The following is a 22138-nucleotide window of genomic DNA, read 5'->3' on the forward strand; positions in this document are numbered from 1 at the left end:
AAAGGCGTCTCCGGCACCGGATATGTCGATTCCCATGTGGAATGGTCGCGCCTTTAGACGCGGAAAAAAGCAATTGCAAGGGTTGACGACGTTCCAAAAATGGAACATAAAGGGAACAGACGGAACAAATACGGTTAACGCCTGTTTACACCGTCATAATGAGGCCTGCCGTGCAAATGGCAAGATGGAAAGTGATCGACGATGTTCACTCTAGTTGCAGCGACCCTGTTCTCCGCCGCCTTCCTTCTAGCCATGGGCACCATCGTCTGGATGTTCGCCCATTATCATGACAAGATGGTGGCCGCGCTCCAGTTCGAGCCCATCCCTCATAATCCGCCGGTCTATCATCTGCGCATCCGTCGCCCCCGCGCCGCGCAGCCCGTACGCCGCGCAGCCCCGGCCCTGATCGGCAGCGCGCTCGCCGCCTGAACGGCGAAACAAGATTCTTACTTGAATCCGTTCGGACTGAGCCTGTCCAAGCCCTTACGTCTTCGAACGGCCCCAAGGCGCGCTAAGCTGGAACCTATTCCAAATCTCAGCCGCCTTAAATCGTCGCAGCCGCCGCCGCACTCTCCCGCTGCCGCCTGACCTTGGCGTAGGACATAATCCCGAACGGGATCAGCGCGACATAGACGCCGCAGATCAGCAGCAAGGTCAGCCAGGGATCGGTCACCAAAAGCGCCGCCAGCAATCCGGCGAAGGCGATGACCTCCAGCCGGATGCGCTTGCGCAGCCGCAGCGCCGACCAACTATAGGTCGCGATGTTGGAGATCATCAGGAACGCGACAAAGGCTGCCCAGGGCGCCACCACATACCAGGCGCGGAAAATATCCTCGCCCGTCACCAGCCACAGATAGAGCGGCACGAAGGCCAGCCCCGCCCCCGCCGGTGCCGGCACGCCGGTCAGGAAGCCCGCCGATTTGTGCGGCTGCTCGTCAGCATCGATCGCCGCATTGAACCGCGCCAGCCGCAGCGCGCAGGACAGCGCATGGGCCAGCGCAAAAATCCAGCCGAATTTCGGCATCGCGTAAAGCGACCAGAGATAGAGGATCAGCGCGGGCGCGACGCCAAACGCGATCGAATCCGACAGCGAATCCAGCTCCGCCCCGAACCGGCTCTCGCCGCGGAGCAAGCGGGCGATCCGCCCGTCCAGCCCGTCCAGCACGCCCGCGAACAGGATGGACAGCACCGCCCGCTCCCACTCGCCTGAAATGCCATAACGCACGCCGGTCAGGCCGAAACACAAAGCCATCGCCGTGACCGCATTGGGCGCCAGCATCCGCAGCGTGATGCCCCGGCGCAACCCGCGCGGCACGGCGCGCCGCTGGCGACTCACTGCTGGATACCCGCAATAACCCGCGCGTCGCCCATCTGGCCCAGGATCGTCTCGCCTGCGACCGTGCGCTGGCCCAGGATCACGCGCGGCGCGGTCCCTGCGGGCAGATACACGTCGACCCGGCTGCCGAAGCGGATCAGGCCGATGCGCTGCCCGGCCGCGACCATGTCGCCGGGCTTGACGAACGGCACGATCCGGCGCGCCACCAAGCCCGCAATCTGGGTGAAGCCGATGCGCACACCGTCATGCCGCTCGACCAGTATATGCTGGCGCTCATTATCCTCGCTCGCCTTGTCCAGGTCCGCGTTCAGGAACTTGCCTGAAATATAGACGACCGACTTGATCGTTCCGCCGATCGGCGTGCGATTGATATGCACATCGAACACGCTCATGAAGATCGATACGCGGATCATCGGCTGGTCGCCCAAACCGTTCACGCCGGCCATCTCGCGCGGCGGCGGCACGCGCTGGATGAGAGTCACCAGGCCGTCGGCGGGGGCGATAATCGCGCCTTCATCCTGTGGCACCGCGCGCACCGGATCGCGGAAGAAGGCGAAGACCCAGATCGTCACCAGCACCATCAGCCAACCCACGATTTCCCATCCCAGCAGGAACAGGACGCCGGTGATCGCAACCGCGATCAAGCCGAATTTCATTCCCTCCGGATGGACCGAAGGAAAGCGCCATTTGACATTGCCGCCCGCGGCAATCGGGATCTCTTCATTGTTCATGGCCACCGTCTTTAGGGAGAGACTAATGCCGTGACAACGACCGATCCCGCCGCTGGCTCCATGCGCGGCAGATTCCTGCCCTTCCACGGTTGAACATTGCCGCCGCTTTGCCTAGGGCGTCCCCATATTCCACCCAGCAGCAAGAAGGCAAACAGGCGCTATGGCCAAGATCAAGGTGAAAAACCCCGTCGTTGAAATTGACGGCGACGAAATGACCCGGATCATCTGGGAATGGATCCGCGAGCGCCTGATCCTCCCCTATCTCGACATCGACCTGAAATATTACGACCTGTCCGTCCAGAAGCGCGATGAAACCAACGACCAGATCACGATCGATTCCGCGAACGCGATCAAGGAATATGGCGTCGGCGTGAAGTGCGCCACCATCACCCCCGACGAACAGCGCGTCGAGGAATTCAACCTCAAGTCGATGTGGAAGTCGCCCAACGGCACCATCCGCAACATCCTGGGCGGCGTCGTTTTCCGCGAACCGATCGTCATCAAGAACGTGCCCCGCCTGGTCCCCGGCTGGACCGACCCGATCGTCGTAGGCCGTCATGCCTTTGGTGACCAGTATAAGGCGACCGACTTCCTGGTCCCCGGCCCCGGCAAGCTGCGCTTGGTATGGGATGGCGAAGATGGCCAGAAGATCGACAAGGAAGTGTTCGACTTCCCCTCGGCCGGCGTCGCCATGGGCATGTATAATCTCGACCAGTCGATCCGCGATTTCGCCAAGGCGAGCATGAACTACGCGCTCGACCGTGGATGGCCGCTTTACCTGTCGACCAAGAACACCATCCTCAAGGCCTATGACGGCCGCTTCAAGGATCTGTTCCAGGAAGTGTTCGACGCCGAATTCGCCGACAAGTTCAAGGCGGCCGGCATCGTGTACGAACATCGCCTGATCGACGACATGGTCGCCTCGGCGCTCAAGTGGAGCGGCAAGTTCGTCTGGGCCTGCAAAAATTATGACGGCGACGTCCAGTCGGACACCGTTGCGCAGGGCTTCGGTTCGCTCGGCCTCATGACCTCGGTCCTGATGTCGCCCGACGGCAAGACGATCGAGGCGGAAGCGGCGCACGGCACCGTCACCCGCCACTATCGCCAGCATCAGCAGGGCAAGGCGACCTCGACCAACCCGATCGCCTCGATCTTCGCCTGGACGCAGGGCTTGGCCTTCCGCGGCAAGTTCGACGACACCCCAGACGTCACCAAATTCGCCGAAACCCTGGAGCGCGTCTGTATCAAGACCGTCGAGGACGGCGCGATGACCAAGGATCTGGCGCTGCTGATCGGCCCGGATCAGGCCTGGATGACCACGGAACAGTTCTTCGAACAGATCCGCGTCAACCTGGAGAAGGAAATGGCCACCTGGGCCTAAAAGACGGGAACTGTTAAGCCTCTCAGGCTTTCAGTACGGAAACGGAACGAGGCGGCGCCGGACACCCGGCGTCGCCTTTTCCATATCCAGCCGCCGGGCCGGAAGCCAACCACATAGCGGTTGTGATCTATTCCGGGTAAAATAGCAGGAGACGACCCGATGACGACAGCCACCCGCAAACGCCTGGAGGTCCGCACGGCCGTCCCGACCGACGTGCGCGCGATCCTGCGGCTGATCGCCCGCGTCTATCCCGGCATGCCCAACTATTCCCCCGCCACCGTCCGCGGCCAGATCAACAATTTCCCCGACGGCTGTTTCGTCGCCCTCTACGACGCCAAGGTCGTGGGCTATTGCGCGACGATGCGGGTCAGCAAGGGCATGGCCTTTGCCCATCATGACTGGGAGGAGATCACCGCCAACGGCTTCGGCACCCGCCACAGCGCCGCGGGCGAATGGCTTTATGGCTATGAAATGGCGGTCGATCCCAAATTGCGCGGCCTGCGCATCGGCCAGCGCCTCTATGACGAACGCAAGGAACTGGCCGAACAGCTCGACCTGCACGGCATCGTGATCGCAGGCCGGATGCCAGGCTATCTGCGCACCAAGCGCAAGGTGGAAGGGCCCAAGGACTATCTGGACAAGGTCGTCCAGGGCAAGATTCGCGATCAGGTCGTCAGCTTCCAGCTCAAGAACCAGTTCGAACCACTGGGCGTCCTCGAAAACTATCTGCCCGAAGACAAGCAGTCGGACGGCCATGCCGCCCATCTGGTCTGGCGCAACCCCTATGTGGACCCCGACGAAGCGCCCGAAATGCGCGTGCCGCGCGGCGTCGAAAGCGTTCGCCTCGCCACCTGCCAGCTTCAGGCCCGCGCCGTGCAGGATTTCGACGAATTCATCCGCAACATCGAATATTTCGTCGATGTCGCCGCCGATTACCGGTCTGACTTCATCATCTTCCCCGAACTTTTCACCCTGCCGCTGTTGTCGTTCGAAACCAAGAAGCTCAATCCCATGGAGGCGATCGACAAGCTCACCGGCTACACGCCGCGCCTGACCAAGGAACTGACGCGGATGGCGCTGGAATATAATATCAACATCATCGGCGGCTCCCACCCGACCCGTGCCGACGATGGCGACATCCAGAATATCGCCTATGTCGCGCTGCGCGACGGTTCCGTCCATACCCAGGAAAAGATCCACCCGACCCCCAACGAAGCCTTTTGGTGGAACATCAAGGGCGGCGACTCCCTCGACGTGATCCAGACCGACTGCGGCCCGATCGGCGTGCTGATCTGCTACGACAGCGAATTTCCCGAACTCGCCCGCCGCCTGGTCGATCAGGGTGCCCGCATCATCTTCGTCCCCTTCTGCACCGACTCGCGCCTGGGCTATATGCGCGTGCGTTATTGCGCGCAGGCGAGAGCGATCGAGAATCAATGCTATGTCGTCATGTCCGGCAATGTCGGCAACCTGCCGAACGTCGACAACATGGACATTCAGTACGCCCAGAGCGCAATCCTGACCCCCTGCGACCTGCCCTTCGCGCGTGACGGCATCGCCGCGGAATCAACCGAGAATGTCGAAACGCTGACGATGGCGGACGTCAACCTCGCCGACCTCAGCTGGGCGCGGGCCGAAGGCACCGTACGTAATCTGCGCGACCGCCGCTTCGACCTCTATCATATCGAATGGGACAGCAACCCCGACCACAGCCATGCACCCAGCGGCGGACCTGTGCCAGCGGGCGGACATAATTCGCCGGGCGGCGGCTAAAAAACGCGCCGCCTATCGTCCGTAGCGATCCTCGGCGACCCACTTGGCCGTCAACGCCCTGGCGGCGTCGACATCCTGATGGAAATCGACCTCCTGCCACTCCAGCCCCTCGATCGAGGCGGTGCCGACGCGGTTGCCCTTTGCGATGATGTCGATGGCGCGCAGATACCAGCGTTCGACGCCTTCGGGCGTACGCATCATCTGGTCGATCTGGTTGCGGAAGATCGCCGGACCTTCACCGGTAAAGGCCAGCATCCCTATCGATTCGGCATTGGTGTCGGGTGGCAGCAACCGCTTGCCGATATGGTGCAGGCGTCCGGTCTCATCGCGGTTCACCTTCATGTCGTCATCGTCATAGTCGCCGTCGGCCTTCACATCGACGGTAACGGTGATGGCGTCCCGCGCGCCTGCGATTAGCTTGGCGACGATCTCGTCCGATATGATGGTGTCGCCGTTGAGGATGATGAAGTCGCGGTCCATTTCCTCCCGCACGATCCAGCAGGTGCCGAGATTGTCGGCGACCTGGAAGAAGGGATTGAACACGCAGCGGATGCGCGCGCCCGTCTCGCGATAGAGTTGCAGCGCATGATCTTCGACCCGTTCGGTGCGGAAGCCGGTGACGACGACGATGTCGGTCACGCCATTGGCGACCAGCGCCGCGATCTGCCAGCTGATGAGGGTGCGGCCGTTGAACTCGATCATGCATTTGGGCACGTCGCGGGTCAACGGCAGAAGGCGCGAACCCTGGCCGGCGGACAGGATGATGGCTTTGGTGATCGTCATGGGCGCGCTTTAGAAGCCAATTTGGCCGAAAAAAAGGCGGCGTTTGCACTAGTTCGGTCGCTCGCCTAAAGGCCGCTGCAATAGCACCACGCCCGTTCGGGCTGAACCTGTCGAAGCCGCCTTCTTTCGGCAGGTTCAGGACGAACGGTTTTTTGGCTAGACGGAGTCACGATGTTCAAGCGCGGATCGGGCGCGGCGGGGGACGGTTTCGCCCGCATCCTGGCCAATACCGGCTGGCTGCTGGGCGGCAAGGGCGTGGGCGCAGTACTCAGCCTCGCCTATCTCGCCATCGTCACCCGCACGCTGGGCGTGGCCGATTTCGGCCGTTTCGCGCTGGTGCTGAGCGCCGCCAACGTCATCAAGACGCTAGTCAGCTTCGACAGCTGGCAGATCGTGGTGCGCTATGGCCAGCCGCACCTGGCGGAAGAAAATGGCGACGCCCTGAACCGCGTGCTGCGCTTCTGCATCCTGATCGACCTCGCCTCGGCGGTCGCGGGCGGACTGATCGCCGCGGCCATCATCCTGCTGTTCGGCGACCTGCTGGGCATCGGACCGGATATGGGTTGGCAGGTCTGGGCCTTCTGCATGGTGATGATGATCACCATCCGCTCCAGCCCGACCGGGGTGCTGCGCCTGTTCGACCGCTTCGATTCGGCCGCCTTTGCCGAAACCATGATCCCCGTCGGACGGATGATCGGCGCCGGCGTGGCGCTGGCGGTCATGCCTGACATCAGCGGATTCCTGATCGCCTGGGCCTTTGCCGAACTGCTCTGCGCCCTGAGCTACTGGCAACTCGCGCTGAAGGTCGGACACGGACGGATCGGCAGCTGGCGTGCGGGCCGGGCGCTGGATGCACGGGCGGAAAATCCCGGCATCGTCGGCTTCCTGACCGCCACCAACTTGCAGACCAGCCTGTCCTCGATCGGCCAGCAGGTGGCGGTGCTGATCGTCGGTGGCTTCGTCGGCCCGGCGGGCGCGGGCCTCTATCGCCTCGCCAACCAGCTCGCCAATTCGCTGACCAAGATCAGCAGCCTGTTGTCGCGCAGCATCTTCGTCGAACTGGCGCGCACCAGCACGCACGGGAAAGACGCCTTGAGTGCCCTTTTTCGCCGGACAAACCGGCTGGCGCTGGTAGCAGGCGCGGTAATCATCGGCCTGATCGTGACGATCGGCCATCCCCTGCTGGGCCTGATCGCGGGCAAGGATTTCCTGCCCGCCTATCCGCTGCTGCTGCTGCTGGGTATCGCGGCCTGCATCGACCTGGTGGGAGTCAGCTATCGCCCGCTGCTGATGGCGACCGACCGGGCGGGCCTGTCGCTGCGCATCACCTTCGTCTCGACCTTGCTGTTGCTGGGCCTGCAGTCGGCGCTGCTGCCACTCTATGGCACCCGAGGCGCGGCGATTGCCAATGTCCTCGCCGCGCTTGCCGGTTTTGCGATGATGGGACTGGCCAGCCGTCGCGCCATGCGCGGCTGACCGTGTCGATCATTCGGCTTCTTCGACCGGTGCGCCGGGGCCGTTCTTCAACACCGATTCGATCGCATTCTTCGCGCCGGCCTTGCTGGCATAGCCTTCGGTCCAGAAGATCACTTCGCTATTATATTTGAACTTGGCGACGAACTCACCGGCCTTGTTCTTCTCGATCACGAACTTATGCGCCATGACTTATCTCCAGACTGGGCCGCTGGACTCGTTTCGTCAGCGAAACCGGACCGGAGAATAGGCGCACGAATCGAGACTGGCAAGAACCGCCGGCGGCGTTTCGCCACGCACCAGCGCGCTCGCCAGCAGCGCCGCAGCGGGCGCGGTCTGGATGCCGAAGCCGCCCTGCCCGGCAAACCAGAAGAAGCCGGGAACATCGGGATCGAAGCCATAGACGGGCGCGCGATCGGGTGCAAAACTGCGCAATCCCGCCCATTTCCGCTCGACCGCCGCGATCGGCCAGTCGACCGCTTCCTCGAAGCGTGCGATCGCCTGCGCCACCGCCAGCTCCTCCGGTGCGGCGTCACAGGGCGGCGACCATTCCTCATCATGCGGGGTCAACCACAACCGCCCCTGCCCTTCCGGCTTGAAATAGAAGCGTTCGGACAGGTCCATGACCAGCGGCAGGTCGGCGGAGGGCATCGTGGGTACGCGCAGTTGCGCCACGGTCCGCCGCAATGGCCGGATACCGATCGGGGCGACGCCACAGGCGACCGCGACATCATCCGCCCAGGCGCCCGCTGCGTCAACCAGCAGACCGCACTGGATCGCACCCGCGCTCGTCTCGATCCGCCAGCCATCGGCATTGGCTTGGCCAGCCACAAGCCGGGTGGAGAGGCGGACGTCGCCGCCCGATCGCCGGAACTGGCGGAGATAGGCGGCATGAAGCGCCGCCACGTCGATGTCCTGGCAGCTCGCCTCCAACACGCCCAGCGTCCACCCGGGCCGCAGCCCCGGCACCATTGCGGCCGGATCGACGCGTTGCAGATCGACCTTGCCGGTGAACCGGGCGAGCAGCGCATCGCACCGCGCTTCGTCCCCTGCCCGGCCTATATGGAGCGTCTGCCGCGGCGACAGGAACGCGCCGTCATGAAAATCAGGGTCCGGTGCAGCGAGGAACGGTCCCGACGCGGTGGTCAGCGGTTGCACCACCGTCCCGCCATAGGTTTCCTCCCAGAAGGCGACCGAACGCCCAGTGGCGTGATAGCCCGCCCGATCTTCCATTTCCAGGATTAGCACGCTGGCGTCGGCCGCCAGATGGGCGCCCAGGCTCGCCCCGGCGATGCCGCCGCCGATGATGACGATGTCGGGATGATTCAACAGGCAACCTCGTCCAGGAAAGCGTCGATCCGGTGCAACGCATCGAGCCGCACCGGATCCAGCTCGCGCAATATCTCGTGCGCCGCCTCCCGGCCATAGACATGCAACCGCGCGCCCGCAATCCGGCCCGCGACGTTGAGGATGGCGGGCGTGGACACAAGCTGGTCCGCCTTTGTCGCGAGAATCAGCAGGGGCGTGGAGATGCCAGCAATGGCGTCGCCCTCCGCCAGCACCTTCGTCGATTCCAGCGCCTGCAACACCCAATTCCAGCTCGGCGGTCCCAGCGCGATGTCCCGGCTATGATCGCGCCACCAGATTTCGTCGGCATAGCGATCGGGATCGTGGGTCAGTCGCTTCTGCCGCATCCGCCGCTGCCGCTCCGACTGTTCCTTCTGCGTCCAGGCGGCGCGTTCGCCCCGACCGGAACTTACCATCAGCCGGGCGATCGCCACCGCCAGCCAGCGCGGCAGCGGCGCGCTATGGACGCCCAGCATGGGCGCGACCACCGCGGCCGCATCGGGCGACGGCATCCCTTCGGCGAGCGCGCGCAACAGCATATGGCCGCCCATGCTATGCGCCACCATCGCAGTCGGCCCTTCGCCCTCCGCCCGCCACTCGGCGGCCAGGGCGTTCAAATCCGCGATCCATTCCGCAAAATCGCCGATGTGACCGCACAACGGATCGTCCGTCCGCCGCCCCGATCCGCCCTGGCCGCGCCAATCGAAGCTGGTCACGGCCCAGCCGCGCGCCGCCCAATGGTGGATGACCTCCAGATATTTCTCGATCATGTCGCCGCGACCGCCCAGTACCAGCATCCGCCCGCGCGCGCCGGACCCCAGCCGGTAGCGCCGGATCGGCCAGCCATCGGGCGCCGTCCAATAGTCCAGCCGCCCGCCCATCGGCCAGGCGCGCCGGTCGAAAGCGGCAGTCGGGAAATCGGGTGAATCCATCGGCCCCATGGTTACGCTTTGGTAAGCCATATGGTCTAGGGAATAAGCCCCATGAACGGGGAAATTTTCCGATTGGCGCTGATAGGCGCCCTGGGCGCGCTGCTGATTGCGGCGGCGATCACGGATTTGCGATCCCGCATCATTTCCAACCGCCTGAACCTGGCGGTCGCGGCACTGGCGCCGCTGTGGTGGCTGGCCAGCGGCCTCGACCTCTGGCCCGGCATCGCCGTGCAACTGCTGGTCGGCGCAATCGTCTTCATTCTCTTCGCCGCGCTGTTCGCAGCCGGCATGATGGGTGGCGGCGACGTCAAGCTGCTCGGCGCGCTGGCGCTGTGGTTCCCCTGGCAGGCCGTGCTGTCGCTCATCGTCCTGATGGCGATGCTGGGCGGCCTCGTCACGATCGTCACGGTCATCCACCACCGGATGACCAAAAGGCTGGGACAGCCTGAAATACCTTACGGAGTCGCCATCTCGATCGCAGCCTTGTGGCTGCTTGGCGAACGATATCTTAACCATTTTGCGTGATGAGTGGGGCACTGGGGGCAGTGCACCCATTTGAGGGAGGCGAATTTCGTCATGGATGCTAAGAAGATCGTGCTGCTGGTGGGGGCGCTTATCATAGCGGTCACTACAGCCTTGCTTGCGCGCAGCATGTTGAGTTCGTCGAGCGCACCACAGGTGAACGCTGCGGCGATGCCGAATGAAGCCGACCAGCCCCATGTGCTGGTGGCGACCAAGGCTCTCCCCGTGGGCACCATTTTGGATGCGGAAAGCTTCCGTTTTCAACCCTGGCCGAAAGATCTCATCGAACAGGCCTATTATCTCAAGGGTCAGGCCGATCCCGCCAAGCTGGCCGGAAGCGTCGTGCGCTCCGCCATCACGGCCGGCCAGCCGCTGACGCAGGGCGGCATCGTCAAGCCCGGCGATCGCGGCTTCCTCGCTGCGGCGCTTGGCCCCGGCATGCGCGCCGTGACGGTGCCTGTATCGGCGCAAAGCTCGGTCGCAGGCTTCGTCTTCCCCGGCGACCGCATCGACCTTGTCCTGACGCAGAGCGTCTCGGGCGGCGGCGACGGCGATCCCCTCAAGGTTTCCGAAACCATCCTGCGCAACCTGCGCGTGCTCGCCACCGACCAGCGCATGGATGCGATGGGCGCCGACGGCAAGCCGGAGGTGCGCACCTATTCCAACGTCACCATCGAAGTGACGCCCAAGATCGCCGAGAAGATCGCGGTTTCGCAGACCATCGGGTCGCTGTCCATGTCGCTCCGCTCGATCGCGGACACGGCGTCGGACCTTGATGCCGCCATCGCCGGCACCGACGTCGATCTGCCCGACGGCGCCAATCCGAACGCCGAAAAGTCGATCATCGCGAAGCTCGCCTCGCGCCCGGTCGATCGCGGCTCCACCTATTCGACGGGCGCCGACGTGTCGCGCTACCAGCGCAGCTCGGTTCCGGCCAAGGCCGAAGCATCCATGCCGCCGATGGTGGCCGCCAACGGCGCGCCGATGGGAACCGTCGCCTTCAAGGGTCCGGTCATCCGCGTGGCCCGTGGCGTCAACGTGACCGAAGTTCCGGTCGGGGGGAAGTGAGATGAAGAGCTTGCACAAACGCGCTCCGCGGCTTGCCGCTCCGGCAATCGCCCTGGGCCTTGCGGTCGCCACGATCGCCGCGCCCACCACTGCCCTCAACGCCGCCCCTTCCAGCAGCCAGGACAATGCGATCCTGATGTCGGTCGGCGGCAGCCGGGTGGTCAACCTGTCGGCCAAGATGTCGGATGTGGTGATCGCCGATCCCAATATCGTCGATGTCCATGTCCGCTCGCAGAACCAGCTTTACCTGATCGCGAAAAAGGCGGGCGAAACCACGGTCTTCGCCACCGCGCCCAACGGCAAGGTGCTGTTTTCGGGAACGGTCCGCGTCGGCAACAACCTGACCAGCATCGACGACATGCTCGGCCTGGCGATGCCCGGCGCGAACATCGCGGTCAACAAGATGAACGGCATGGTCCTCCTGACCGGCACGATCCAGGCACCGGAGGATGCAGCGGAGGCCGAACGGCTAACGCAGGCCTTCGTCGGCAAGGAAGTGACCGTGGTGAGCCGCCTGCGCATGGCGACCCCATTGCAGGTGATGCTGCAGGTCAAGATTTCAGAGGTCAGCAAGGATCTGGGCCACAAGATCGGGACCAATTTCAACAGTGTCGATACCGGTCGGTCCTTTGGCGTCGTCGGCGGAGGCAATCGCGCTTTCGCGACGTACAACCGTGACGAAGGATTTTGGGACTTTACCCAGCCGGCGGATGGCTCCTACAGCATCGGCGGCGTCGCTCGCCTGCTGGGCATGGATGTCGCCGGCGTGCTCGATCTTGCGGAATCGAGTGGCTTGTCGACCACATTGGCCCAGCCCAATCTGACCGCCCTGTCGGGCGAAACCGCCAGCTTCCTGGCCGGTGGCGAATATCCCTATACCGTCAGCAACGGCACGCAGGGCAACAGCATCGAATTCAAGCAATATGGCGTGCAGTTGGCCTTCACGCCGACCGTGCTGGCCGACGGCCGCATTTCGTTGCGCGTCCGCCCGACCGTGTCGAGCCTGGACTTTTCGATCAACGCCAATGTCCCCGCGCTGAAGAGCCGCACCGCCGAAACAACGGTGGAACTGGGTTCAGGCCAGGCTTTCATGATCGCTGGCCTGCTTAACAACGAAACCGGCAATGCCATCAACAAGGTGCCGGTATTGGGCGAATTGCCGATCTTGGGCAGCCTGTTCAAGTCGCGCTCCTTCCAACGTTCGGAAACCGAACTGGTCATCGTCGTCACGCCTTATCTGGTGAAGCCGATGAATGCGTCCGACGTGCACATGCCTACGGACGGCTTCCGCACCGCCAACGAAGGACAGGGCCTGCTCCTGCAACAGGGTAATGACGGCGTCAGCGGCGCGCGCGGCCATATGCCGACCCGCGCGCCCGGTTCGCCGGTGCCGACACCCGGCCCGCAAGCCGCAGCCGCCCTGCCCCCGGTCGCCACAAAGCCGGGCAAGCCCGGCACCGTGGCCCCTGGCTTCAGCTTCTGACGGAAGGACGACATAATATGACCTCCCCTCTCCAGACCCGTCTGTCCATGAAAGCGCTGAGCGCATTGGCCATGCTGGCCCTGCCGCTCGCCGGATGCGTCACCGACACGCCCAACCGCAGCGTGGAATCGATCCATCAGCCGGTCGTCAGCTACGCCGCCTACACGTTCGACGTGCAGGCCGGGTCGGATGGCGGCCTGACCGCCTATGAAGCCCATCGCCTCAATGACTGGTTCGGCTCGATCGGCCTCGGCTATGGTGACCAGGTGGCCATCGTCACCGACGGCGCCTATTTCAGCCCGACCATGCGCGATGGCGTCGCTGATATCGTCGCCCGACACGGCTTGCTGGTCGCCGAAGACAGCTCGGCCGTCGCCGGCGCCGCGCCGGCGGGCAGCGTCCGCCTGATCGTACGTCGCGCCACCGCCAGCGTGCCGGGTTGTCCCGACTGGAGCGGCAAGCAGGAAACCGATCCCAATCTCGGCACCAGCTCCAATTTCGGCTGCGGCGTCAACAGCAACCTCGCCGCCATGGTCGCCAATCCGGAAGATCTGGTCCGCGGCCAGGGCACCGACAGCGACCTGCGCACGGCAACGTCGAACCGCGCCATTTCCACCTATCGCGACAAGGCCCCGACCGGTGCGGGCGACCTCAAGCAAATGACTGCGGGAGGGCAATAAGATGAACGCACCCTGGAAACCCGGCAGCGGTGGGCAGCGCGACCCGTTCCACGCCTTCGTTTGCGACGACCATAGTTTCGACATGCTGCGCGCCGTCGCGGCCGAATTGGGCTGGGCGCCGGAAAAGGTGAACAAGGGCGGCATGCGCAACGCGGTCCAGAGCCTGTCGATCACCGCATCGCCGCAGATCCTGTTCGTCGACATGTCCGAAAGCGGGGATCCGCTGAACGACATCAACAGCCTGGCGGAAGTCTGCGAACCCGGCACGGTGGTGATCGCCGCGGGACAGGTGAACGATGTGCGCCTCTATCGCGACCTCGTCGCCAGCGGGATTCAGGACTATCTGCTCAAGCCCTTCGGCGCAGACCAGCTCCGCGACGCGCTGGCGCAGGCGCAGGCCGTGTTCATGGCGCCGCGCGACGCCGCGCCGGAACGCCCGCACGCCACCATGGCCGTGATCGGCACCCGCGGCGGCGTGGGAGCGTCCAGCATCGCAACCTCGCTCGCCTGGATGCTGTCGGAAAAGAAGAAGCGCCCGACCGCGCTGCTCGACCTCGACGTTCATTTCGGCACCAATGCGCTGGCCATGGACCTGGAGCCGGGCCGCGGCCTGACCGACGCGATCGAAAACCCAAGCCGCATCGACGGCCTGTTCATCGAACGCGCCATGGTGCGGGCGAGCGACACGCTGGCGATCCTGTCGGCCGAAGCGCCGATCAGCCAGCCGATGATGACCGATGGCGGCGCCTTCTACCAGTTGCTGGAGGAATTCCGCCTCGCCTTCGAATGCAGCGTCATGGACCTGCCGCGCAACATGCTGATCCAGCATCCGCACCTGATGGCCGACGTCAACGTGACGCTGGTCGTGACGGAACTGACGCTGGCGGCGGCGCGCGACACCATTCGCATCCTGTCCTGGCTGAAGACCAACGCGCCGCAGACGCGCGTGCTGGTAGTCGCCAACCGGGTCCATCCCGGCGCGCCTGAGATCAGCCGCAAGGATTTCGAACAGTCGATCGAACGCAAGGTGGACGTGATCGTGCCGTTCGACCTGCGCATCGCGTCGCAGGCGGCGAAACTGGGCAAGACGCTGGCCGAGACTGCCAAGGGCAGCAAGGTCGGTGCGGCCTGCGCCAGCTTGCTGGACGAAGTGCTGGGCGCCGCCGAGTCCGATGACGAGGCTGGCGTGGCCAAAGGCGCGCGCAAGAAGGGCGATTCCCTGCTCGGCAAGATCGGCGACTTCCGATCGATGATGCCGTCGCGCCGCAAGGACAAGGCAGCGCTGGACAATTGATCGCATACGCCGCCCCCAGGGGCGGCGTCGCTTCCTACAAGACAGGCGACGAGATGGACGGCAATTTCATCCTGATAATGGTGCTGATCGCGACCCTGCTGGGGCTGGGCGTGGTCGCGTTCGCCGGTCCGTCGCCGGACAAGGCGCGCAAACGGCGCGTCGCGATGATCCGCGGCCGCCATAGCGAGTCGGCCGAAGCCCTGCTGGAAGCGCGGATGCGCAAGGCGATCTCCAATCGTGCGACCGGCGTCGAAGCCAAGATGCTGGTGTCGCTGATCCCGAACCCGGAAAATCTGACCAAGCGCCTGAAGATGACCGGCAAGAAGTGGACGCTCAGCCAGTATATGACGGCCAGCGCCGGCATATTCCTGCTGCTGTCTGCGCTGCTGATGGTCCGCGGCTTCCCCTTCCTGTTCGCCATGATGTTCGGCCTCGCCGCAGGGCTTGGCCTGCCCCATTGGTGGGTAGGTCGGCTGATCAACAAGCGCGTCCAGAAGTTCAACGCCAAATTTCCCGATGCGCTGGAATTGCTGACTCGCGGCCTGCGGTCGGGCCTGCCCATCGCCGAAACGCTCGGCATCGTGTCGAGCGAAATTCCAGGGCCGGTGGGCGAGGAATTCAAGCTGATAACCGAACGCATCAAGATCGGCCGGACCATGGAGCAGGCGTTGCAGGAAACCGCCGACCGCCTGGGCACGCCGGAATTCCAGTTCTTCGTCATCACCCTGGCCATCCAGCGGGAAACGGGCGGCAACCTGGCCGAAACCCTGTCCAACCTGGCCACAGTGCTACGTCAGCGCGCGCAGATGAAGTTGAAGATACGTGCCATGTCATCGGAATCGAAGGCGTCCGCCTACATTATCGGTGCACTGCCTCCATTGGTGTTCGGCATGATCTGCTACATCAACTTCAACTATATGACCCCCTTCTTCACCCCCGATCCGGCGGGTATTTTCGGGCTCAGCACGATGCAGGTGATCGGCATCGGCGGTATGTGCTGGATGGGCATCGGCGCTTTCATCATGGCCCAGATGGTCAACTTCGAAATCTGATCGGGAGGGATAAGAGATTATGGACGCTCCGACCCCAGCCGGCACGCTCTTTGGCCTGACAGCGACCGATTTCGGCACGCTGCTGGCCGCGCTCGCGACCCTGGCCATACTTTTCGCGCTCTATGCGGTCATGACCGTGCGCGATCCCATGGCCAAGCGCGTCAAGGCGCTCAACGACCGGCGCGAGCAGTTGAAGGCGGGCATCACCGCGTCGACCGCCAAGCGCCGCGCCAAGCTGGTCCGCAAGAACCAGACGACCGACAATATGCGGTCCTTCCTGTCGAGCCTGAAGGTGTTGCAGGACGACCAGTTGAAAGACGCGCAGATCCGCCTGGCGCAGGCCGGCATCCGGTCCAAGGATTGGGCCGTCGCCGTCATCTTCGGCCGCATGATCATGCCGATCGTGATCGGCGGCTTTGCGGCGATCATGCTCTATGGCGTCGGAATCGAACCCGAATGGGGCCCGATGAAGCGCTTCTTCGCTTTCGCCGTGGCGCTGCTGCTCGCCTATAAGGCCCCCGACCTTTATATCGACAATAAGGTGCAGAAGCGCGCCGCTGCGATCCGCAAGGGATTGCCCGACGCACTCGACCTGCTGGTCATCTGCGCAGAGGCCGGCCTGACCGTCGATGCCGCGTTCAATCGCGTGTCGCGTGAACTGGGCAAGGCCTATCCCGAGCTGGGCGACGAGTTCCAGTTGACCGCGATCGAGCTGAGCTTCCTGACCGAACGGCGCATGGCGTTCGAGAATCTGGCGACCCGCGTGAAGCTGGACGCGATCAAGGGCGTGGTCACGACCATGATCCAGACCGAGAAATACGGCACCCCCCTCGCTTCCGCGCTGCGCGTGCTGTCTGCCGAGTTCCGCCATGAACGCATGATGCGCGCCGAGGAAAAGGCCGCGCGCCTGCCCGCGATCATGACGGTGCCGCTGATTCTGTTCATCCTGCCGACCCTGTTCGTCGTTATTCTGGGTCCGGCGGCCTGTTCGATCAGCACCGCCTTCTAAAAAATTGGAGAACGGGACTGGCGCTGCCGTAACGTCGCCCGAAAGATCCGCCCGCCCCGCCTCAAAAAGGCGGTGGCGGGCCGACTTTTTCATGCTTATCTATCCGTCAAACACAAGGAGTGGATCGCATGAAGCTGGCCCTTTTCGCCACCGCAGCCCTGAGCGCAGCCTTCGCCGCCATGCCCGCGCAGGCCGCCCAACCGGTCACCGGCCGCTGGGCGACCGTTGATGGCAAGGCGATCGTCCAGATCGCGCCCTGCGGCAGGCATTTGTGCGGAAAGATCGAGAAGATCGTGAAACCTACGCCCGGCCGCCCGCAGACCGACATCAAGAACCCGGATGCCGCGCTCCGATCAAAGCCGCTGGTGGGCCTCGCCCTGCTCACCGGGTTCGAGGATGCCGGCGATCAATGGAAAGGGACGATCTACGATCCCGAAAGCGGCAAAAGCTATACGTCCAAGCTGACCCGCAACGGTGACGGCACGCTGAAGGTGCAGGGTTGCATCGCATCCTTCTTGTGCAAGACCCAGACCTGGACGCCAGTGCGCTAAATCTGGACCAGATGCGCGACATCCCTCGCGCTTTCGTCCGCGACTCTGCCCTGGCGGATGATCCGGCCGTTCTGCATCGCGCAATAGCGGTCGGCGAAGCGCCAAACGAAATCGAGATATTGTTCGACCACCAGCATGGTCATGCCGAGTTCGTCGCGGACATGGACGAGCGCGGCCTCGATCTGCTGCACGACATTGGGCTGGATGCCCTCGGTCGGTTCGTCGAGCAGGAGCAGGCTGGGTTCGCCTGCCAGTGCGCGGCCGATAGCCAATTGCTGCTGTTCGCCGCCGGACAGGAAGCCGGCGGCGCGGGTACGGATATCGTAGAGTTTGGGAAAAAGGTCGAAGATATGCTGCGGCACTTTTGCCCCGCCCTCGCCACGCCCCGCCAGCGCCGAACGCCCGGTTTCCAGATTTTCCATGACCGTCAGTTGCGGGAAGACATGGCGCCCCTGCGGCACGAAACCGATGCCGGCGCGCGAGCGTTTGTGCGCGGGCAGCTTCGTGATGTCCTGCCCGTCGAAACGGATCGTACCCCCCGCCAACGGGCGCGTGCCCATGATCGCATGCAGCAGCGTCGTCTTGCCGACGCCGTTGCGACCGATCAAAGCCATCACCTGCCCTCGATCGAGAGTCAGATCGACGTCCCACAACACCTGGCTCTGGCCATAGGCGCTCGACAGGGCAGCGATTTCGATCAGCGGCGCGCTCATGCGCTGTGCCCCAGATAGACGGCGGCGACCTCCGGGTCGGCGCGGACATCGGCGATACTCCCCTGCTTCAGGAACCGGCCCTGATGCATGACGGTGACGGGAGCCGCGAGCTGTTCGACGAAGCTCATGTCATGATCGATCACCAGCACGGTGCGGCTCCCCCCCAGTCCGTGGATGAGTTCGGCAGTGCGGCTGGTTTCGGCCGGCCCCATGCCGGCGGTCGGCTCGTCCAGCAGCAGCAGTTCCGCCCCGGTCGCCATCACCATCGCGATTTCCAGCCATTGCTTCTCGCCATGGGCCAGCGTGCCCGCTTCCACCTCGGCGCGATGGGCGAGGCTTACGCTTTCCAGCGCTTCCTCGACTGCCAGCTTCTCTTCCGCCGGGATACCGGCGCCGAAGCTCTTCCACCAGCGTCGATCCTTGCGGGCGGCGAGCGCCAGATTGTCGCGCACGCTGAGCGTCGGCAGCACGCCGGGGGCCTGGAATTTGCGGCAGATGCCGCGCGACACGATCTGCTGTTCGGGCAGGTGCTGTATTTCCTCGCCCTTGAACAGGATTCGGCCGCTGCTGGGGCGGACGCGGCCTATGATCGTGTCGCACAAAGTCGACTTGCCTGCACCATTCGGACCGATCACCACGCGAGTTTCGCCGCGATTGAGCGTCATGCTGAAACTGTCGAGCGCTTTGAAGCCGCTATAGTCGATGGTGACGCCATCGACGCTGAGCAGCAGGTCGGAGACGGCGGACCCGCTCATGCCGCCCTCCCCTTGACCAGACCGGCAAGGCCCCGCGGCAGCAGGGTGACGACAAAAATGAAGAGCGCACCCATCAGATAGAGCCAGAGTTCCGGGAAAGCGCTGGACACGGCATCGCGCGCCAGGTTGACAAGCAGCGCGCCCACGATCGCACCGGCCAGGCTGTAGCGGCCGCCGATCGCGACCCACACGACCATTTCGATCGACGGAACGACGCCGATCAAGGCGGGCGACACGACCTCGGCATGGAGCGTGAAGAGCGCGCCGCCGACCCCCGCCAGCATCGCCGCGATGGCGAAGGCGACAACCTTGAAGGGCGTGGGGCTGTAGCCGAGGAAGCGCACCCGGTTTTCGCCATCGCGCGCGGCGCGCAGCAATATGCCGAAGCGCGAAGCGAGCAGCCAGCGCAGCGCCACGAAGGCGACGCACAGAACCGCCAGCGTCACCCAATAAAGGCCCGATCCGGTGCCCGGACTGGACATGCCGAAGCCAAACACCGAGTAGAAGTCCGTCAGGCCGTTGAACCCGCCGGTCACATCCTGACGGCTGATGATGAGGGTGGCGAAGGCAAGCGCCAGCGCCTGGGTGATGAGCGCGAAATAGGTGCCGCCGACCCGCCGGTGGAAAACGGCCCAGGAAAAGAGCGCACCCACCAGCGCCGGCACGATCAGGATCGCGGCGATGGTGAAGGCGGGGCTGGCAAAGGGCGTCCACCAGAAGGGCAAACCGTCCCGGCCGCTCCAGACCATGAAATCGGGAATTTCGCCCGACGGCAGATCCGCCAGCTTCATGTGCAGGGCGATGGCGTAGCCACCCAGGCCAAAGAACACCCCCTGCCCCAAACTCAATATCCCGCCATGACCCCAGATGAGGACGAGGCCGAGCGCCAATATGCCCATCGCCATGAAGCGGGCGAGCAGGTTGAGATCATAGCCCGACAGCGCGAAAGGCGCGACCAGGCCGAGCGCCAGCAGCAGCCAGGGCAGGATCGGTTTCAAGGGGGCGAGACGGGACAGGTCAGGCATCGAGCTGGCGGGTCTTTACGGCGATCACCCCTTGCGGGCGGACCTGGATGAAGAGGATGACGAAGACGAGCAGCAGCATCTGCGCGACGCTCACGTCGACGAAAATCTGCGCCAGCGCAGCGAACAGGCCGAGAATGATTGCCGAGACGGTCGTGCCCACGATGCTGCCGAGGCCTCCCATCACCACGACGAGGAAGGCGGGGATGATATAGCTTTGCCCGACATTGGGCGTGACCGGGCCGAGCAATGCGAGCATGACGCCGGCCAGCCCCGCAACGCCGGAGCCAAGGCAGAAGACGGTGAAATCGACGCGCCTGACGTCGATGCCGGAGGCCGAAGCCATCATCCGGTCCTGATTAACCGCGCGAACCAGCAGGCCGATCCGGGTCTTGAGCAGGAGCAGCGCCAGGCCGCCCAGCACGAGGGCTGCGATCAGGATGATGAAGAGGCGCGCGGACGGCAAGGTTACGCCCGCCAGGACAAAATTGCCGGTCAGCCATTCGGGCGCGCGCACCTCGACGCCGACAGCACCGAACAGGTCGCGCGCGCCCTGTTGCAGGATCAAACTGACGCCCCAGGTCGCGAGCAGCGTGTCGAGCGGCCGCGCGGACAGGCGGCGGATCAGGGTGGACTGGATAAGGCCGCCCATCGCCGCCGCGCCGATGAAGGCGACCGGAATGGCGAGGATGATGCCCAGCGCGCCCGGCACGGCGAGCAGCGTCATCCAGGCGAGATAGCCGCCCAACATGAGCATTTCCCCATGCGCCATGTTGATCACGCGCATCAGGCCGAAGGAGAGCGCAAGGCCCAGCGCGGCGAGCAGGTACAGCGATGCCAAAGAGGCGCCGTTGAACAGCTGGTTGAGGAAAAGCGCGTCCATTATCCAACATCCGTTCGGGCCGAGCGAAGTCGAAGCCGTCCGTTGAGCAAAACGAAATGGGCTTCGCATCCGCGCAGCAAAGCCCTTCGACTTCGCTCAGGGCGAACGGAAGGTGGGACGTGCCTCAAAGCTTGCAGGTCTTGCCGGGGAAGGCGAGCCCGTCATAGGGTTCCGGCGCGATATCCTTGCCGCTGTCCGCGATGATCTCGAACTGGCCGTCGGCCTTCAGCTTGCCGATATAGGCCTTCTGCACCAGGCTCTGGTTGGCCGCGAAGCTGACCTTGCCCATTGGCGAGTCGAAGCCGCCCAGCGTCGCCGCCGCCTTGCGCACCGCATCGGGATCGAAGCTCTTGGCCTTCTCCACCGCCGCCTTCCACGCATAGACGTCGAGATAGCCATGGACCATCGGGTCAGTGATCGCCGCGTCCTTGCCGAATTTCGCCTTATAGGCGGCGATGAACTTGGCGTTGGCGTCGCCGGGCAGGCTCTGGAAATAATTCCAGGCGGCATAGCTGCCCTCGACCAGGCCCGCCCCCATCGCCTGCGCTTCCTGCTCGCCGATCGAGAAGGACATGACCGGCATCGTCTTCGTGCTGATACCGGCCGCCTGCAACTGCTTGAAGAAGGCGACATTGCTGTCGCCGTTCAGCGTGTTGATGATCATCGCGGGCTTGGCCTGCGCGATCTTGGCGATCACGCCTGAAAAGTCCGTGCCGCCCAACGGCACATAGGCTTCGCCCAGCACCTTCATGCCCTGCTTTTCGACATGTTTTTTCAGGATCAGGTTGGCGGTGCGGGGATAGACATAGTCGGAGCCGACGAGGAAGAAGCTCTTATGCCCCTGCGCAACGGCCCATTCGAGTGCGGGCAGCGCCTGCTGGTTGGGCTGCGCGCCGGAATACATGATATTGGGTGAACATTCATTGCCCTCGAACTGGACCGGATACCAGAGCAGGTTCTTCGTCCGTTCGAACACCGGCAGCATTGCCTTCCGGCTCGCCGAGGTCCAGCCGCCGAACACGGTGGATACGCCGTCGCTTTCGATCAGCTTGGACGCTTTCTGCGCGAAAGTGGACGGGTCGGATGCGCCGTCCTCGACCAGGGCGTTGATCTTTTTGCCCATCACGCCGCCAGCCGCGTTGATCTCCTCGATCGCCAGCATCTCGGCATTTTTCACCGTAATCTCGCTGATCGCCATCGTGCCCGTCAACGACTGGAGGACACCGACCGAGACAGTATCGCCCGCAGGCGCGCCGGTATTGCCGCCGCCGCCCGAACAGGAAGCCAGCGCCAACGCGCAGACGGAAGTGGCAAGCACGAGCAGCTTGGATCGGATCATGATGAGAAAGT

At 64.0% G+C, this 22138-nt stretch carries 23 protein-coding genes; 12 read left to right on the top strand and 11 right to left on the bottom strand.

The genetic code is table 11. The features are described from left to right. Positions 1–201 precede the first annotated feature (201 nt). A complete protein-coding gene (locus tag ABT375_RS06895) occupies positions 202–429 on the top strand; it encodes a hypothetical protein (RefSeq protein WP_416464566.1) in 228 nt (75 codons plus the stop codon). Positions 430–544: 115 nt separating this feature from the next. Here the strand turns inward: ABT375_RS06895 and ABT375_RS06900 are convergent, their stop codons facing one another. Together ABT375_RS06900 and ABT375_RS06905 are read right to left on the bottom strand one after the other, a co-directional pair. Continuing rightward, positions 545–1279 (bottom strand): CDP-alcohol phosphatidyltransferase family protein, encoded by a 735-nt coding sequence (locus tag ABT375_RS06900; RefSeq protein WP_416464864.1) that lies wholly within the window; start codon positions 1277–1279, stop codon positions 545–547. Between the two features lie 53 nt (positions 1280–1332). Continuing rightward, positions 1333–2067 (bottom strand): phosphatidylserine decarboxylase, encoded by a 735-nt coding sequence (locus ABT375_RS06905; RefSeq protein ID WP_416464567.1) that lies wholly within the window; start codon positions 2065–2067, stop codon positions 1333–1335. 160 nt (positions 2068–2227) lie between these two features. On the opposite strand from ABT375_RS06905, the gene ABT375_RS06910 reads away from it, so the two are divergent. Both ABT375_RS06910 and ABT375_RS06915 read left to right on the top strand, forming a co-directional pair. After that, complete coding sequence (locus tag ABT375_RS06910) at positions 2228–3448, top strand: NADP-dependent isocitrate dehydrogenase (RefSeq protein WP_416464568.1); 1221 nt, start codon at positions 2228–2230, stop codon at positions 3446–3448. Between the two features lie 159 nt (positions 3449–3607). Next, positions 3608–5221 (top strand): bifunctional GNAT family N-acetyltransferase/carbon-nitrogen hydrolase family protein, encoded by a 1614-nt coding sequence (locus ABT375_RS06915; protein WP_224547571.1) that lies wholly within the window; start codon positions 3608–3610, stop codon positions 5219–5221. Positions 5222–5233: 12 nt separating this feature from the next. Here the strand turns inward: ABT375_RS06915 and ABT375_RS06920 are convergent, their stop codons facing one another. Further along, positions 5234–6004: a sugar phosphate nucleotidyltransferase gene (locus ABT375_RS06920; protein WP_416464569.1), complete on the bottom strand. Its 771-nt coding sequence runs from the start codon at positions 6002–6004 to the stop codon at positions 5234–5236. Between the two features lie 171 nt (positions 6005–6175). Between ABT375_RS06920 and ABT375_RS06925 the strand changes: the two genes are divergently transcribed. Then, positions 6176–7480 (top strand): lipopolysaccharide biosynthesis protein, encoded by a 1305-nt coding sequence (locus tag ABT375_RS06925; RefSeq protein WP_261936553.1) that lies wholly within the window; start codon positions 6176–6178, stop codon positions 7478–7480. A gap of 9 nt (positions 7481–7489) precedes the next feature. Here the strand turns inward: ABT375_RS06925 and ABT375_RS06930 are convergent, their stop codons facing one another. Genes ABT375_RS06930 through ABT375_RS06940 form a run of 3 tightly spaced genes read right to left on the bottom strand, consistent with a single transcriptional unit; the run spans position 7490 to position 9765 of the window. Next, positions 7490–7666 (bottom strand): YegP family protein, encoded by a 177-nt coding sequence (locus tag ABT375_RS06930; RefSeq protein ID WP_224547574.1) that lies wholly within the window; start codon positions 7664–7666, stop codon positions 7490–7492. Between the two features lie 36 nt (positions 7667–7702). Then, positions 7703–8806 carry an NAD(P)/FAD-dependent oxidoreductase gene (locus ABT375_RS06935; RefSeq protein WP_416464570.1) on the bottom strand — a complete coding sequence of 368 codons (1104 nt, stop codon included), beginning with the start codon at positions 8804–8806 and terminating at the stop codon, positions 7703–7705. Beyond that, complete coding sequence (locus ABT375_RS06940) at positions 8803–9765, bottom strand: alpha/beta fold hydrolase (protein WP_416464571.1); 963 nt, start codon at positions 9763–9765, stop codon at positions 8803–8805. Before ABT375_RS06940 ends, ABT375_RS06935 begins: the two co-directional genes overlap by 4 nt. 42 nt (positions 9766–9807) lie before the next feature. On the opposite strand from ABT375_RS06940, the gene ABT375_RS06945 reads away from it, so the two are divergent. The 8 genes from ABT375_RS06945 to ABT375_RS06980 all read left to right on the top strand — a co-directional run bounded on the left by ABT375_RS06945 (position 9808) and on the right by ABT375_RS06980 (position 17415). After that, complete coding sequence (locus ABT375_RS06945) at positions 9808–10281, top strand: A24 family peptidase (protein WP_224547577.1); 474 nt, start codon at positions 9808–9810, stop codon at positions 10279–10281. Positions 10282–10332: 51 nt separating this feature from the next. Then, positions 10333–11346 (top strand): Flp pilus assembly protein CpaB, encoded by a 1014-nt coding sequence (gene cpaB / locus ABT375_RS06950; protein ID WP_261936550.1) that lies wholly within the window; start codon positions 10333–10335, stop codon positions 11344–11346. Position 11347: 1 nt separating this feature from the next. Further along, entirely contained in the window at positions 11348–12829 is a 1482-nt protein-coding gene (locus tag ABT375_RS06955) for a type II and III secretion system protein family protein (RefSeq protein ID WP_261936549.1), read from the top strand. Positions 12830–12846: 17 nt separating this feature from the next. Continuing rightward, positions 12847–13509 carry a CpaD family pilus assembly protein gene (locus tag ABT375_RS06960; RefSeq protein WP_224547582.1) on the top strand — a complete coding sequence of 221 codons (663 nt, stop codon included), beginning with the start codon at positions 12847–12849 and terminating at the stop codon, positions 13507–13509. Position 13510: 1 nt separating this feature from the next. Then, on the top strand, positions 13511–14803 hold the full coding sequence (locus ABT375_RS06965) for a pilus assembly protein CpaE (RefSeq protein ID WP_224547583.1): 1293 nt from the start codon (positions 13511–13513) through the stop codon (positions 14801–14803). A gap of 53 nt (positions 14804–14856) precedes the next feature. Then, a complete protein-coding gene (locus ABT375_RS06970; protein WP_416464865.1) occupies positions 14857–15855 on the top strand; it encodes a type II secretion system F family protein in 999 nt (332 codons plus the stop codon). 19 nt (positions 15856–15874) lie between these two features. Next, positions 15875–16864 carry a type II secretion system F family protein gene (locus ABT375_RS06975; protein ID WP_224547584.1) on the top strand — a complete coding sequence of 330 codons (990 nt, stop codon included), beginning with the start codon at positions 15875–15877 and terminating at the stop codon, positions 16862–16864. Between the two features lie 128 nt (positions 16865–16992). After that, positions 16993–17415, top strand: coding sequence for a DUF2147 domain-containing protein (locus ABT375_RS06980; RefSeq protein ID WP_224547585.1), 423 nt, complete (start codon positions 16993–16995; stop codon positions 17413–17415). Here ABT375_RS06980 and urtE read toward each other — a convergent pair. From urtE to urtA, 5 genes are all read right to left on the bottom strand, one after another. Further along, positions 17412–18128 (bottom strand): urea ABC transporter ATP-binding subunit UrtE, encoded by a 717-nt coding sequence (gene urtE / locus ABT375_RS06985; RefSeq protein ID WP_416464572.1) that lies wholly within the window; start codon positions 18126–18128, stop codon positions 17412–17414. The two genes, ABT375_RS06980 and urtE, sit on opposite strands and share 4 nt — an antisense overlap. Then, positions 18125–18883, bottom strand: a complete 759-nt coding sequence (urtD, locus tag ABT375_RS06990; RefSeq protein WP_416464573.1) for an urea ABC transporter ATP-binding protein UrtD — start codon at positions 18881–18883, stop codon at positions 18125–18127. Before urtD ends, urtE begins: the two co-directional genes overlap by 4 nt. After that, positions 18880–19908, bottom strand: coding sequence for an urea ABC transporter permease subunit UrtC (gene urtC, locus ABT375_RS06995; protein WP_416464574.1), 1029 nt, complete (start codon positions 19906–19908; stop codon positions 18880–18882). Before urtC ends, urtD begins: the two co-directional genes overlap by 4 nt. Next, positions 19901–20788, bottom strand: coding sequence for an urea ABC transporter permease subunit UrtB (gene urtB / locus ABT375_RS07000; RefSeq protein ID WP_416464575.1), 888 nt, complete (start codon positions 20786–20788; stop codon positions 19901–19903). Before urtB ends, urtC begins: the two co-directional genes overlap by 8 nt. Positions 20789–20912: 124 nt before the next feature. After that, positions 20913–22127 carry an urea ABC transporter substrate-binding protein gene (gene urtA, locus ABT375_RS07005; RefSeq protein WP_416464576.1) on the bottom strand — a complete coding sequence of 405 codons (1215 nt, stop codon included), beginning with the start codon at positions 22125–22127 and terminating at the stop codon, positions 20913–20915. Between the last annotated feature and the right edge of the window lie 11 nt (positions 22128–22138).

This window comes from Sphingomonas sp. VDB2, assembly GCF_047946695.1.
Lineage (GTDB): Bacteria > Pseudomonadota > Alphaproteobacteria > Sphingomonadales > Sphingomonadaceae > Sphingobium > Sphingobium bisphenolicum.